The organism is Streptomyces sp. NPDC001137, assembly GCF_040298885.1.
Lineage (GTDB): Bacteria > Actinomycetota > Actinomycetes > Streptomycetales > Streptomycetaceae > Streptomyces.
In genome coordinates this window covers 59,124-72,623 of record NZ_JBEPBA010000019.1, presented here as the reverse complement: position 1 = coordinate 72,623, position 13,500 = coordinate 59,124, and the positions used below count along the sequence as shown (strand labels likewise).

Here is a 13,500-nt window from a genome sequence, read left to right as displayed (position 1 = left end):
CCGGGCGGCCCGCGTTGTCAGTGGGCGCCTATAACCTCGTATGCGTGTCGTCTCTCGCGCTGTACCGCCGCTATCGCCCGGAGTCGTTCGCCGAGGTCATCGGGCAGGAGCATGTAACCGACCCGCTGCAGCAGGCGCTGCGGAACAACCGGGTCAATCACGCGTACCTGTTCAGCGGGCCGCGCGGCTGCGGCAAGACGACGAGCGCACGCATCCTGGCCCGCTGCCTGAACTGCGAGCAGGGCCCCACGCCCACGCCCTGCGGGGAGTGCCAGTCCTGCCGCGACCTGGCGCGCAACGGACCGGGCTCCATCGACGTCATCGAGATCGACGCCGCTTCGCACGGCGGTGTGGACGACGCACGCGAGCTGCGCGAGAAGGCCTTCTTCGGGCCCGCCGCCAGCCGGTACAAGATCTACATCATCGACGAGGCCCACATGGTCACGTCGGCCGGCTTCAACGCGCTGCTGAAGGTCGTCGAGGAGCCCCCGGAGCACCTCAAGTTCATCTTCGCGACCACCGAGCCCGAGAAGGTCATCGGCACGATTCGCTCGCGGACGCACCACTACCCGTTCCGTCTCGTGCCGCCGGGGACGCTGCGCGACTACCTCGGCGAGGTCTGCGGCAAGGAGAACATCCCGGTCGAGGACGGTGTGCTGCCCCTGGTGGTCCGGGCCGGTCAGGGCTCCGTGCGTGACTCCATGTCCGTCATGGACCAGCTGCTCGCGGGGGCGCGGGAGGAAGGTGTGACGTATGCCATGGCGACGTCCCTCCTCGGCTACACCGACGGCTCGCTCCTCGACTCCGTCGTCGAGGCCTTCGCGACCGGTGACGGGGCCGCCGCGTTCGAGGTCGTCGACCGCATCATCGAGGGCGGCAACGACCCGCGCCGCTTCGTCGCCGACCTGCTGGAGCGCCTGCGCGACCTGGTGATCCTCGCCGCCGTGCCGGATGCCGCGGAGAAGGGGCTCATCGACGCCCCGGCCGATGTCGTCGAGCGCATGCAGGCCCAGGCGGGCACCTTCGGCGCCGCCGAGCTCAGCCGCGCCGCCGACCTGGTCAACGAGGGCCTGACGGAGATGCGCGGCGCCAATTCGCCCCGCCTCCAGCTCGAACTGATCTGCGCGCGCGTGCTGCTGCCGGCCGCGTACGGGGACGAGCGTTCGGTGATGGCCCGGCTGGACCGGATCGAGCGGGGCGTGAACTTCTCCGCGGGCGGCGGCGCACCGGCCATGGGATATGTGCCGGGACCCGAGGCGCACGCCGGACCGATGCCCGGTGCCGTCGGCGGCCCGGGCGGGGGCCCCGCTGCGGCGCGCGCTGCGGTACGGAACGCGGGAGCGCCGGCGGCAGGCATGCCGGCCGCCGGTGCCGGTGTCGGCGCAGCCGCCGCGGCCGGCCCGGGAGCACCCGCAGCCCCCGCAGCCCCTGCACCCCCGACCACCGCCGCGGAGCCTGTCGCACCGGCCCCCTCGCCACCGCCCTCGGCCCCGGCGTCCCCCGCCCCCACCCCGGCCTCCCCGGCCCCCGCCCCCGGCGCCTGGCCCACCGCGGCCTCCGCGGGCAGCGGCCGGCGCCCGGGCGGCTGGCCCACGGCAACCCCGGCGGGAGCCGGCCAACCCCCGGCCACGCCCAGCGCCCCGGCCGCTTCCGCACCCGCGCCCACACCCGCCCCGCAGGCGGCGGCACCCGCCCCCGTCGCTTCCTCCACGCCGCCGAGCGGCGGCCCGGACCCCCGGATGCTCTGGCCGAACATCCTGGAGGCCGTCAAGAACCGCCGCCGCTTCACCTGGATCCTGCTCAGCCAGAACGCCCAGGTGGCCGGCTTCGACGGCACGACCCTCCAGCTCGGCTTCGTCAACGCGGGCGCCCGCGACAACTTCGCGAGCAGCGGCAGCGAGGACGTACTGCGCCAGGCGCTGGCCGAGCAGTTCAACGTGCAGTGGAAGATCGAGGCGATCGTCGACCCCTCCGGCGGCTCGGCCCCGCCGCCCGCCCCCTCCAACGGCTCCTACGGCGGAGGCGGCTACGGCAACCCCGGCGCCGGCACCCCCACACAGCGCCCCGCGTCCCCGCCGCCCCCCTCCTCACCCGCGCCCACATCACCGCCCCCGACGGCCCGGACCGCCCCCACACCCGCGCCCCAGCCCAGGGCCCCGGAACCCCCGCCCCCGGTCTCCCCGGAGGACGACATCCCCGAGGACGACGACCCCGACCTCAACGAATCGGCCCTCTCCGGCCATGAACTGATCGTGCGCGAGCTGGGGGCGACGGTGGTGGAGGAGTTCACGAACGAGTGAGCCGCGCTTCCGCGCGCGGCCTTTCTCGGGCCGCTCTTCCGCGCCTGGGCCTGTCTTGGGCAGCTTTTCCGTCCGCGGCCTTTCTCGGCGCCGGTCAGGACACTTCAGCCTGTCCGGCGTCTGAGGACGAGGCCGTTCAGGCCGAAAGCGGGGGTCTGGGGGCGGCAGCCCCCAGGGCCGGTCACCCCACCACCCGGCACAATTTGGAGGAACGTACAGTTCACAGCCCCCCTCCCGCTCGGCACCCCGCACAAAACCCCCGTTAGGCTGACCCCCGTGAAGGTCCTCGTCATCGGCAGCGGCGCCCGCGAACACGCCCTGTGCCGTTCCCTGTCCCTCGACCCCGACGTCACCGCGCTGCACTGCGCCCCCGGCAACGCCGGCATCGCCGAGGTCGCCGAGCTGCACCAGGTCGACGCCCTGGACGGCAAGGCCGTCTCCGCGCTGGCCACGGAACTCGGCGCCGACCTCGTGGTCGTGGGCCCGGAGGCGCCCCTCGTCGCCGGGGTCGCCGACGCCGTGCGCGAGGCGGGCATCCCGGTCTTCGGCCCCTCCCGGGAGGCCGCGCAGCTCGAGGGCTCCAAGGCCTTCGCGAAGGACGTCATGGCGGGAGCGGGGGTGCCCACCGCACGCTCGTACGTCTGCACGACCCCGGAAGAGGTCGACGAGGCACTCGACGCCTTCGGTGCCCCCTACGTCGTCAAGGACGACGGCCTGGCCGCCGGCAAGGGCGTGGTCGTCACCGGCGACATCGAGGCGGCGAGGGCGCACGCCAACTCCTGCGACCGCGTCGTCATCGAGGAGTTCCTCGACGGCCCCGAGGTCTCCCTCTTCGCCGTCACCGACGGCGAGACGGTCGTCCCGCTCCAGCCCGCCCAGGACTTCAAGCGCGCGCTCGACGGCGACGAGGGCCCGAACACCGGCGGCATGGGTGCGTACTCGCCGCTGCCGTGGGCCGACCCGAAGCTGGTCGAGGAGATCCTGCAGACCGTCCTGCAGCCGACCGTCGACGAGATGCGCCGCCGTGGCATCCCCTTCTCCGGCCTCCTCTACGCCGGTCTCGCGATCACCTCGCGCGGCGTCCGGGTCATCGAGTTCAACGCCCGCTTCGGCGACCCCGAGACCCAGGTGGTGCTGGCCCGCCTGAAGACCCCGCTGGCCGGAGTCCTGCTCGCCGCCGCGAACGGCACCCTCCAGGACCTGCCGCCCCTGCGCTGGAGCGAGGACGCGGCGGTCACCGTGGTCGTCGCCTCGCACAACTACCCCGCCACCCCCCGCACCGGCGACCCGATCACCGGCCTCGACGAGGTGGCCGCCCAGGACGCCCCGCACGCGTACGTCCTGCACGCCGGGACCAGGCACGAGGGTGACGCGGTGGTCAGCGCCGGCGGCCGCGTCCTGTCCGTCACGGCGACCGGCAAGGACCTCACCGAGGCCCGCGAGCGCGCCTACCGGGCCGTCTCCCGTATCCGCCTCGACGGCTCCCAGCACCGCACGGACATCGCGGCGAAGGCGGCGCAGGACGCCTGACCCACCGCGTCGCCCGCACCCGCCGGCCAACCTTTCGGGCCCCGGATCCGTCTTAGGATCCGGGGCCCGAGGGTTTCCGGATCCGGTTCGGGACAGAGTCGGGACCGGGCTCGGGACCGGGCTCGGAACCGGTTCGGGATCAGGGGCCTGATCTTTGCTTTCCGTCATTCACCTCTCCCCAAAGCCATTCCATCGAGTGACCGATACCCCATCCGGCTGACGTGGGCCGAGGCCCCAACTAGGGTGCGGCGCAAGCGGTCCGGCACTTGGCCCACCGGCATTGCGATGTCAGTGGCGGGTGCCACAGTGGGGGAGTGAGCAACGCCAGGACAGCCGCGCAGCCAGGACAGCTTGGGAGGGGGTGAGGACCGGCCGTGACCGGTACCGGTATGGGTGTGGAGGCGGGCGCGCAGGCCGCGCGCGCCAGGGCCCTCGCCGTGCTGCGCATCCGCAGCAGGGCACTGGCCGTGGCGGTGCTGCCCGCGGCGGTCGCCGTGATCCTGCTGGCCGGCGGTTCCACGGACCACCTGGTGGGCCCCTTCTGGCACGTCGCCCGCTGGATCATGACCCCCCTCGCCGTCCTCGTCCTGCTCGCCGCGGGCGCCATCGCCCTGGTGGTCGCCCGCGCCCGCCCGGCCGTCAGCCCGACGGTCCCGATCGCCGAGGAGTCCGCCCCGGACCTGTACCGGATGGTGCGCGACCTCGCCGACCGGCTCGACGTCCCCGCACCCTCGGCGATAGCGCTCACCCCCGACTGCGACAGCTGGCTGGAGGACCGCACCCACCCGGCGCACGGCCCGCCGCCCGCGGCGGACCGGGACGAGATAGCGGGCATGCGGGGCGCCCACCGGCGTTCGGCCGCCGCACCGGTGCTCGTCATCGGTTCCCCCTTCCTGTGGTGGATGCGCGTCGGCGAACTGCGCGCGGTCCTCGCTCCGGTCGTCGCCGGTACGGGACCTTCCGCCCACCCGGACATAGCAGCGGCCCGCCGCTTCGTACGGGGCCTGGACGCGGCGGTGGCCGTCGGCTCGACCCCCGGCCGCTGTCCCCTGACCCGCGGGGTGTGCGCGAGCATCGGCTGGGTGGCTCGCGTGCTGCTGCGCAGCTGCCGGGAACATGCGGCGCAGATGGAGCGAGGAGTGGCGGCCGCGGCCTCCGAGCGTGCACAGGCTGTGGATTACGGCCTCAGGATCGTCGCCCAGGAACAGGTCGGCCTGGCCTACGCCGGCTGGGACCGCCTGCTGACCCGGGTCGCGCTGCCCGCCTGGCGGATGGGCCGCTGGCCCTCCCGCCTGGACGCGGGAGTGGTGGCGGCCCTCACCGAACTCTCCCGTCGCGACCGCCTGGCCGAGGGCTTCGCCTCCCGCCTGGGCGAGCGCCCCGCCTGCGACCTGCTGGAAGAGCCGGGCGCGGTGGACGGGGCGGCCTCACTCCTCGCCGCCCGCCTCTTCCACGGCGGCCCCGCCGAGCCCGGCCCGGACTGGGCGCCGGTCGACTGGGACGAATATCCGGAGGAGGTCGTGGACCGCAAATGGCGCACCGACGCGGCCCGCCTCCACAGGGTCCTCGACACCCTGGGCGTCAGCCACACCCCCGACCCCACCACCCCGCCCCCCGACGGCCCCACCCTCTCCAGAATCCTCCACCACTTGTCGACCCCACCGGCCCCGGACCCCGAAGCCGCGGTCGCCGACGGCGAGGAAGCCCCACAGCGGCCACCCGCACCCGACGACGGAAGCAGCACAGGTGGTGCGGGCGCGAACATCCAGGCCGAAGGCGAAGCCGAGGCCGAGCCGCCGGAAAACGAACGCACAGCCACCCTCGCCGCAGGCCTCACCGCCGAGCTCGCCCGCGAGGAAGCCACAGCGGCCACCCCCGCGGAGCGCACCGCCCCCGACGCCGCCTTCTGGGACGAAGCCACGCTCCCGCTCTTCCCGCTCCAACCCGCGAGAACGGCTCGCGAGTTGCTCGCGGACCACGTCACCGCGATGGTCTGCTGCGCCGCCATGGACACCGCGGGCGCCACCCCCGGCCTCGACTGGCTGGACGGCCCGTCCCTCCTCATCAAGGGCGAGCGGGCCACGGATCTGACCCCCCGCGTCCTCAGCCTCGTCGAGGACGGCGACCCGGCCCCCCTGCGGGCCTGGCTTCTCGAATCCGGCATACGCCCCGAGAAGCCCGTCCGGCTTGTGTGACGGTCACCGGTTCCGGAACCCCCCATTCCACTTTCGGCCAATTCGCAACGAATAGTGACCACATGGGTGCGCAATGTGATGTGCTGGGACCGATCGAGCACATGGCAAGGGCTTACGGCACAAGCCAGGCACGCCAGGGCCACAAGCCAGGTACGCCACACCATGCGACAGGCACACCACGCGACCGCGGGGAATCGAGGGAGGGGAGCGACCATGGGTCAGGAGCAGATCCGCCGCTGGGAATCCGGGGCGCTGGCGCATGCCGTGACCGACCCCTTCGGCCAGGGCCCGGTGCCCTGGCTCCGCGGCAGCGAGACATACTTCGACGACACCGGCCAGGTGGTCCCCTGGTACGTGGACGGCCCCCAGCAGTCGTCGGGCGACTCCCCCGACACCCCCCGCGTCCCGGCCCCGCGAGCCGGGGGTCCCCGCTCGGCGGACGACGTCCACCGCCAGATCAAGGGCTTCATCTCCACCGGTGCCGTCGCCCCCGGTGAGGCCGTCGACTTCCACATCACGGTCGACCCGCCCCAGGAGTTCAGCGTCGACATCTACCGCATCGGCCACTACGGCGGCGACGGCGCAGCCAAGATCACCACCAGCCCCCGTCTCTCCGGCATCGTCCAGCCCCCGCCGCTCGCCGCGGACCGCACGGTCTCCTGCCACCACTGGTGGCTCTCCTGGCGCCTGCAGATCCCGAGCTACTGGAGCATCGGCGCCTACGTCGCCGTACTCACCACCGTCGACGGCTACCGCTCCCACATCCCCTTCACGGTCCGCGACAACCACCCCGCGGACCTGCTCCTGCTGCTGCCCGACGTCACCTGGCAGGCGTACAACCTCTACCCGGAGGACGGCCGCACGGGCGCGAGCCTCTACCACGCCTGGGACGAACAGGGCCGTCTGCTGGGCGAGTCCGACGCGGCGACCACGGTCTCCTTCGACCGCCCGTACGCCGGAGCCGGCCTCCCCCTGCACGTCGGCCACGCCTACGACTTCATCCGCTGGGCCGAGCGCTACGGCTACGACCTCGCCTACGCCGACGCCCGCGACCTGCACGCGGGACACGTGGACCCCACCCGCTACCGCGGCCTGGTCTTCCCGGGGCACGACGAGTACTGGTCGGCCAGCATGCGCCGTACCGTCGAACTCGCCCGCGAGCACGGCACGTCCCTCGTCTTCCTCTCCGCCAACACCATGTACTGGCAGGTGGAGTTGGGCCCGTCCCCGTCCGGCGTCCCCGACCGCCTGCTGACCTGCCGCAAGCGCAAAGGTCCCGGCCGGCCCGTCCTCTGGCGCGAGATCGACCGCCCCGAGCAGCAACTGGTGGGCATCCAGTACGCGGGCCGGGTCCCCGACCCCCACCCCCTGATCGTCCGCAACGCCGACCACTGGCTGTGGGAGGCGACCGGCGCCCATGAGGGCGACCCGATCGAGGGCCTGGTCGCGGGCGAGGCGGACCGCTACTTCCCGCGCACCCCGCTCCCCGAGCACGAGGAGCGCATCCTGCTCGCCCACTCCCCGTACACCGACTCCGAGGGAACCCTCCGCCACCAGGAGACCTCCCTCTACCGAGCCCCCTCCGGCGCCCTGGTGTTCGCCTCCGGGACCTTCGCCTGGTCCCCGGCCCTGGACCGTCCGGGCCACGTCGACACACGCGTCCAGCGCGCCACTGCCAACCTCCTGGACCGCATCTGCAAACGTGACTGAACTCACGTAAGCCCACGTCACCGCCCCATTCGAGCCCACCCCACTCCAAAGGCGATCCCCGGCATACGGGAGAATCGAACTCTCTTGGACAGAACCACGGGGAGGAACCGTGTCCGGATTCGTAGAAAAGCCCGAGCCGATCCAGGTTCCGGGCCTGGTTCATCTCCACACCGGCAAGGTGCGCGAGCTGTACCAGAACGAGGCCGGCGACCTCGTGATGGTCGCCAGCGACCGCATCTCCGCCTACGACTGGGTGCTGCCGACCGAGATCCCCGACAAGGGCCGCGTCCTCACCCAGCTGTCCCTGTGGTGGTTCGACCAGATCGCCGATCTGATCCCCAACCACGTGATCGGCACCGACCTGCCCTCCGGCGCCCCCGCCGACTGGGCCGGCCGCACCCTCGTCTGCAAGTCGCTCCAGATGGTCCCGGTGGAGGCCGTCGCCCGCGGCTACCTCACCGGCTCGGGCCTGCTCGAGTACAACGAGTCCCGCACGGTCTGCGGCCTCGCCCTCCCCGAGGGCCTGGTCGACGGCAGCGAACTCCCCGCCCCGATCTTCACCCCCGCCACCAAGGCCGAGGTCGGCGAGCACGACGAGAACGTCTCCTACGAGGAGGTCGCCCGCCAGGTCGGCGCGGACACCGCCGCCCGACTGCGCCAGGCCACCCTCGCCGTCTACGGTCGCGGCCGGGACATCGCCCGGGACCGCGGCATCATCCTCGCGGACACCAAGTTCGAGTTCGGCTTCGACGGCGAGACGCTGGTCCTCGCGGACGAGATCCTCACCCCCGACTCCTCCCGCTTCTGGCCGGCCGACCAGTGGCAGCCGGGCCGCGCCCAGCCGTCGTACGACAAGCAGTTCGTGCGCGACTGGCTGACCTCGCCGGAGTCCGGCTGGGACCGCAGGAGCGAGCAGCCCCCGCCGCCGCTGCCGCAGCAGGTCGTGGACGCGACCCGGGCGAAGTACATCGAGGCGTACGAGCGCCTGACGGGTACCAGCTGGGCGTAGACACGCGAAAGGCCCCCGGCGGGAACCGGGGGCCTTTCGAACCGGAGCGGACGACGAGGCTCGAACTCGCGACCTCAACCTTGGCAAGGTTGCGCTCTACCAACTGAGCTACGTCCGCAGTGCGCCGTGGCGCGGAGCCAACTATACCCAACCCCGCTCCCGCGCGAGCCGCACCGCCGCATGCCGGTTCTCGGCTCCCAGCTTGGAAACGGCCGACGAAAGGTAGTTCCGTACGGTCCCCTGCGACAGCGCGGCCCGCTCGGCGATCTCCGCGACGGGCGCCCCGTCGGCGGCGAGTTCCAGCACCTCGGCCTCCCGCACGGTCAGCGGCGAGTCCCCGGAGGCGATCGCGTCGGCGGCCAACTCGGGGTCGACGTAACGGTTCCCGGCGTGCACGGTCCGGATGATCTCCGCGAGCCGCCGCGCACTCACCGTCTTCGGAACGAAGCCCCGCACACCCGCCGCAAGTGCCCGCTTCAGATGCCCCGGCCGCCCGTGACTGGTGACGATCAGCACCTGGCAGCCGGGCAGTTCGGCCCGCAGGGATGTGGCGACCTTCACACCGTCGGCGCCCGGCATCTGAAGATCGACCACGGCCACATCGGGCTCGTGGGCCCGCGCCATCGCCAGCGCCTCAGGGCCGGACGCGGCCTCGGCCACGACCACGAGGTCGTCCTCAAGGGCGAGCAGCGCGGCGAGCGCGCCCCGGATCAGATGCTCGTCGTCGGCGAGCAGAAGCCGTACGACGGCGGTCATGCGGTGACCTCTTTCACGCTCAGCGGCACCTCGGCCGTCACCCGGAACCCATCCGCCCCGACCCGGCCCGCGTTCAGCGTCCCGCCCACCGCCGACAGCCGCTCGCGCAGCCCGGCCAGTCCGGACCCGCCGCCACCGGCAGGATCCGAGGCGCCGTCGTTCTCCACGGTCAGCACCACACGTCCTTCGACGGCCTTCAGCGCTATGTCACAGCGCACCGCGTCCCCGTGACGCAGCACGTTGGTCGTCGCCTCCCGCACGACCCACCCGAGGACCGACTGGACCCCGAGCTCCAGCCCGCCGGGCTCCCCGCTCACCTCGCAGTGGATCCCGGCCGCGCTCAACACGCCCTGCGCACCGGCGAGTTCGACCCCGAGATCGGCCTCCCGGTATCCCCGTACGACATCCCGCACCTCCCGCTGGGACTCCTGCGCGATCCGCTGCACCTCGATCATCTGCTCCACCGCCTCGGCCCGTCCGCGCCGCGCCAGCTGCACGGCCAGCTCGCTCTTCAGGGCGATCACGGCGAGATTCCGCCCCATCACGTCGTGCAGGTCCCGCCCGAACCGCAGCCGTTCCTCGGCGACGGCGAGGCGGGCCTCGACCTCCCGGGCCCGTTCCGCCTCCCACAGCACGGACAGGGTCCAGGCCCCGCAGCGGCAGGCGAGCAGCGAGAAGAGCGTCCCGAAGCCGGTCAGGACGCCGATCATGACGATCCCGGCCGGGTCCGGATCGACCCAGGCGAACGCGAACATCAGCACCCCGGCGAGCGCGGCGGACCTGAGCACGAACACCTGCATGGACACGACCAGCCCGTACAGCAGTCCGAAGGGCATCAGCGCGGCACCGATGACCAGCCTGATCGTCACCGCGTCGGCTCCGCCCAGCGCGGCAAGGGCCAAAGTCAGGGCCAGTGCGAGGCCCATCAGGGCGGCGGCGGGGCGCAGCGCGCGGACCGGTAGTTCGGCGCGGCCCAGGTAGTGGTCGAGCACGCGGCGGGTGAGCCGGTTGGCCTCCACGCACTGCAGGGCGCTCACCAGGAGGAGCAGGCCCGCGACGACCGCCGGGGCGGGCCGCCGCTCGAGCCCGCCCACCAGCGGCAGTGCCAGCCAGGACAGGGAGAAGACCCAGGTGGTGACGTACCAGGTCACCAGAGTCTGGAGCTCGACCCGCTCGGCCTTGCTCCGCTCCCGCCAGTGCCGCCGCTGCCACCCCCGTATCAGCCCGAACACCACTGCTCCCCCGTCCGTCAGCGTCGAGGTTCCCAGCGGAACCACCGCCGTACAGCAAACACCGCCACCACGGTCCAGGCCAGAGCGGTCGCCACCGCGCCCAGCACCTCGTAGGCGCTCAACTGCCCGGTCCAGCCGCCCCGGACCAGCCGGATCGCGGGGGAGAGCGGAAGCAGTTCGCAGACGGAGGCCAGCCGGTGCGGCAGGAGTTCCGTGGGGATCATGATGCCTGAGCCGAACATGGACACGAACACCAGCGGCGCCGCCGTGATCTGGGCGCTCTCCGTGGTCCTGGTGAAGGAGGCGGTGAGCGCGGCGAGTGCGGCGCACAGCACCAGGCCCGACAGCAGCCCGAGGATCGTGAGATACGGCGCCCGGGGCGCCCCCGCGTCGAGCAGTACCGCACAGCCGACGCAGAACAGGACGGCCTGGGCGAAGCCGAGGCAGACGGCGGGGAGGGCGGTGCCGGCCAGGATCTCCGCGTCACCGAGTTCGCCGGTGCGCAGCCGCTTGAGGACGAGCTCCTCGCGGCGGGCGACGTAGGCACTCACCAGGGAGGTGTACACCGCGAACAGGAAGGAGAAGCCGATCGCGGCGGTCAGCATCACCGCGCCGACGGTCAGCCCCTCCGCCTTGAGATTCATCTGGTCGACGGCAGGCCGCACACTGAACGGCAGCGCAATCGGCATCAGCAGCGCCGTGACCACCGCACTCCGGTTGCGCCCGAGCAGAGTCAGCTCCGCCCGCGCCAGCGCCCGCAACCGCCGCCCGACCGGGCCGAGGACCGCCGCACTCATGCCGCCACCGCCCTGTCGCGCGCGATCCCCAGGAACGCCTCCTCCAGCGAGGCCGACCGCACATCCAGCCCCCGCAGCTCCACCCGCGCCCCCTCGGCCCACACCAGCAGCCCGGTGGCCGCCCGCTGCAACTCCCGCGTCCGCAGCCGTACGAGGTTCCCGTCCACCTCGTGCCCGCACACCCCCAGCTCACCGAGCGGCGGCAGGTCCCCGAGGAAGTAGCCGTCGGGCAGCCGGAAGGAGATCCGCGAGGGCTGCGCGGCGGTCACCTCGGCCGGCGTCCCGGTCGCCGCGACGCGCCCCTCGTGCAGGATCGCTATCCGGTCGGCGAGCCCCTCCGCCTCCTCCAGATAGTGCGTGGTCAGCAGCACGGTGGTGCCGCCGTCGCGCAGCGCCCGCACCAACTCCCAGGTGTCGAGGCGCCCTTCGGCGTCGAGCCCGGTCGTGGGCTCGTCCAGGAACAGCACCTCGGGCCGGCCGAGCAGCGCGAGCGCCAGATCCAGCCGACGCCGTTCACCCCCGGACAGCTGCTTGACCCGTACGCCGGCCCGTTTCCCGAGCCCGACGAGCGCCAGCACCTCGTCCTTGGGCCGCGCCCCGCTCACGCACCCGGCCCACATCCGCGCGGTCTCAGCGACGGTCAGCTCGGACGGGAACCCGCCCTCCTGCAGCATGACTCCGACCCTCGGCCGTACGACGGCCCGCTCCTCGTAGGGATCGTGGCCGAGCACCCGTACCCGGCCCCCGGCCGGCCGGGCGAGCCCCTCCAGAAGTTCGACCGTGGACGTCTTGCCCGCGCCGTTGGTGCCGAGCAGCGCGAAGATCTCGCCGCGGCTCACGGAGAAAGAGATTCCGCGCACCGCCTCGAACCCGCCCCCGTACACACGCCGCAGGTCAGTGACCTCAATCACGTGTTCGTGTTCGTTCGTGTCCATGACTTCAGCGTCCCGGCGCCCGGGACCCGGGAGCAGTGCGCGCTGTCATCACTCGGCATGACAAATGTCAGAGGGGCGGAGGGAGAGGCACTGAACACGACGAAGGCCCCAGTCATAAGACTGGGGCCTTCCGTCAGAGCGGACGACGAGGCTCGAACTCGCGACCTCAACCTTGGCAAGGTTGCGCTCTACCAACTGAGCTACGTCCGCATTGCCTCCGACCGGCTCCCACCGATCGGCGCGAGCACCAGCCTACCTGATCCACAAGAGTGGTTCTGACCGGCGGTGCAGAGCGGGTGACAGGAATTGCACACTGCGCCTTCCCCCTGGAAGGGGGATGTTCTGCTACTGAACTACACCCGCATGTACTCCGTGAGCCGGGCCTTTCGGCCTTGCCCCTCGGCGTGCTCCAGACTCTAGCTGACCAGGAGGGGTGCAGCGCAAGTCGGTTCTCCCGAGGGGCCGGTGACCGGTCGTCGGGCGGCGGCTACTGGGCCGCGCTGAACGCCTCGTAGACCTTCTTGGGGATCCGGCCGCGGGCGGGGACGTCCATCTTGTTGGCCTGGGCCCAGGCGCGGACGGCCGCCGGATCGGGGGCGACCTCCGTCTGCCGGTAGGTCCGGCCCGACTTCGACCGCTTGCGGCCGGCCTCCACGTACGGCTCGAGCGCCTTACGCAGTTTCTTGGCATTGGCTTGATTCAGGTCGATCTCGTACGACTTGCCGTCGAGTCCGAAGGCGATCGTTTCCGCCGCTTCCGAGCCGTCGATGTCGTCAAAGAGAGTGACCACGACCTTCTGCGCCACGAATAATCGGTCCCTTCGTGCGGCACGCTGACAATTCATTTGTACAGTGCCCGACAATGCAATGTGAAGCCCGACTAAATCCTCCCGCGTGTCCGAGCGCAATAGGTTTCGGATGTCGATCCGGGATCTTTCCCGGAAATTTTCTGGAGGGACGGGCCGCCACACCGGATCGTGACAGCCGTCACGTAGTTTCCTACAAGTCGACGCGCGTAGAAATTTTGTGCAGGTAGT

Annotated in this window: 10 protein-coding genes and 3 tRNA genes; 5 read left to right on the top strand and 8 right to left on the bottom strand. The window is 72.1% G+C overall.

Annotated elements, in window-relative coordinates:
* Nucleotides 1–44 precede the first annotated feature (44 nt).
* From ABT254_RS31525 to ABT254_RS31505, 5 genes are all read left to right on the top strand, one after another.
* The gene (locus ABT254_RS31525; RefSeq protein ID WP_351477430.1) at nucleotides 45–2,300 is read left to right on the top strand and encodes a DNA polymerase III subunit gamma and tau; all 2,256 of its coding nucleotides are present in this window, start codon (nucleotides 45–47) and stop codon (nucleotides 2,298–2,300) included.
* A gap of 276 nt (nucleotides 2,301–2,576) precedes the next feature.
* On the top strand, nucleotides 2,577–3,830 hold the full coding sequence (purD, locus tag ABT254_RS31520; RefSeq protein ID WP_351477427.1) for a phosphoribosylamine--glycine ligase: 1,254 nt from the start codon (nucleotides 2,577–2,579) through the stop codon (nucleotides 3,828–3,830).
* Nucleotides 3,831–4,219: 389 nt separating this feature from the next.
* Nucleotides 4,220–6,025 carry a M48 family metalloprotease gene (locus tag ABT254_RS31515; RefSeq protein ID WP_351477747.1) on the top strand — a complete coding sequence of 602 codons (1,806 nt, stop codon included), beginning with the start codon at nucleotides 4,220–4,222 and terminating at the stop codon, nucleotides 6,023–6,025.
* A gap of 213 nt (nucleotides 6,026–6,238) precedes the next feature.
* Nucleotides 6,239–7,735: a N,N-dimethylformamidase beta subunit family domain-containing protein gene (locus tag ABT254_RS31510; protein ID WP_351477424.1), complete on the top strand. Its 1,497-nt coding sequence runs from the start codon at nucleotides 6,239–6,241 to the stop codon at nucleotides 7,733–7,735.
* Nucleotides 7,736–7,844: 109 nt separating this feature from the next.
* Nucleotides 7,845–8,744, top strand: coding sequence for a phosphoribosylaminoimidazolesuccinocarboxamide synthase (locus tag ABT254_RS31505; RefSeq protein ID WP_351477421.1), 900 nt, complete (start codon nucleotides 7,845–7,847; stop codon nucleotides 8,742–8,744).
* 45 nt (nucleotides 8,745–8,789) lie between these two features.
* On the opposite strand, the gene ABT254_RS31500 is transcribed toward ABT254_RS31505, so the two are convergent.
* From ABT254_RS31500 to ABT254_RS31465, 8 genes are all read right to left on the bottom strand, one after another.
* Nucleotides 8,790–8,862 (bottom strand) — tRNA-Gly (locus ABT254_RS31500).
* Between the two features lie 23 nt (nucleotides 8,863–8,885).
* Nucleotides 8,886–9,500 carry a response regulator gene (locus ABT254_RS31495; RefSeq protein WP_351477417.1) on the bottom strand — a complete coding sequence of 205 codons (615 nt, stop codon included), beginning with the start codon at nucleotides 9,498–9,500 and terminating at the stop codon, nucleotides 8,886–8,888.
* Nucleotides 9,497–10,768: a sensor histidine kinase gene (locus ABT254_RS31490; protein WP_351477744.1), complete on the bottom strand. Its 1,272-nt coding sequence runs from the start codon at nucleotides 10,766–10,768 to the stop codon at nucleotides 9,497–9,499. Before ABT254_RS31490 ends, ABT254_RS31495 begins: the two co-directional genes overlap by 4 nt.
* Nucleotides 10,750–11,529 carry an ABC transporter permease gene (locus ABT254_RS31485; protein ID WP_351477414.1) on the bottom strand — a complete coding sequence of 260 codons (780 nt, stop codon included), beginning with the start codon at nucleotides 11,527–11,529 and terminating at the stop codon, nucleotides 10,750–10,752. The genes ABT254_RS31490 and ABT254_RS31485 overlap by 19 nt, the downstream gene beginning before the upstream one ends.
* On the bottom strand, nucleotides 11,526–12,464 hold the full coding sequence (locus ABT254_RS31480) for an ABC transporter ATP-binding protein (protein WP_351477411.1): 939 nt from the start codon (nucleotides 12,462–12,464) through the stop codon (nucleotides 11,526–11,528). Before ABT254_RS31480 ends, ABT254_RS31485 begins: the two co-directional genes overlap by 4 nt.
* A 137-nt stretch (nucleotides 12,465–12,601) precedes the next feature.
* Nucleotides 12,602–12,674 (bottom strand) — tRNA-Gly (locus ABT254_RS31475).
* A gap of 81 nt (nucleotides 12,675–12,755) precedes the next feature.
* A tRNA-Gly gene (locus ABT254_RS31470) sits at nucleotides 12,756–12,827 on the bottom strand.
* 124 nt (nucleotides 12,828–12,951) lie between these two features.
* Complete coding sequence (locus ABT254_RS31465) at nucleotides 12,952–13,269, bottom strand: histone-like nucleoid-structuring protein Lsr2 (protein ID WP_266682268.1); 318 nt, start codon at nucleotides 13,267–13,269, stop codon at nucleotides 12,952–12,954.
* Nucleotides 13,270–13,500 lie beyond the last annotated feature (231 nt).

What these genes read in the sequence shown, in the direction of transcription:
- ABT254_RS31515 (WP_351477747.1), top strand. Translation starts at nt 4,220, where the DNA reads ATGGGTGTGGAGGCGGGCGCGCAGGCCGCGCGCGCCAGGGCCCTCGCC.
- ABT254_RS31510 (WP_351477424.1), top strand. Translation starts at nt 6,239, where the DNA reads ATGGGTCAGGAGCAGATCCGCCGCTGGGAATCCGGGGCGCTGGCGCAT.
- ABT254_RS31495 (WP_351477417.1), bottom strand. Translation starts at nt 9,500, where the DNA reads ATGACCGCCGTCGTACGGCTTCTGCTCGCCGACGACGAGCATCTGATC.
- ABT254_RS31485 (WP_351477414.1), bottom strand. Translation starts at nt 11,529, where the DNA reads ATGAGTGCGGCGGTCCTCGGCCCGGTCGGGCGGCGGTTGCGGGCGCTG.
- ABT254_RS31480 (WP_351477411.1), bottom strand. Translation starts at nt 12,464, where the DNA reads ATGGACACGAACGAACACGAACACGTGATTGAGGTCACTGACCTGCGG.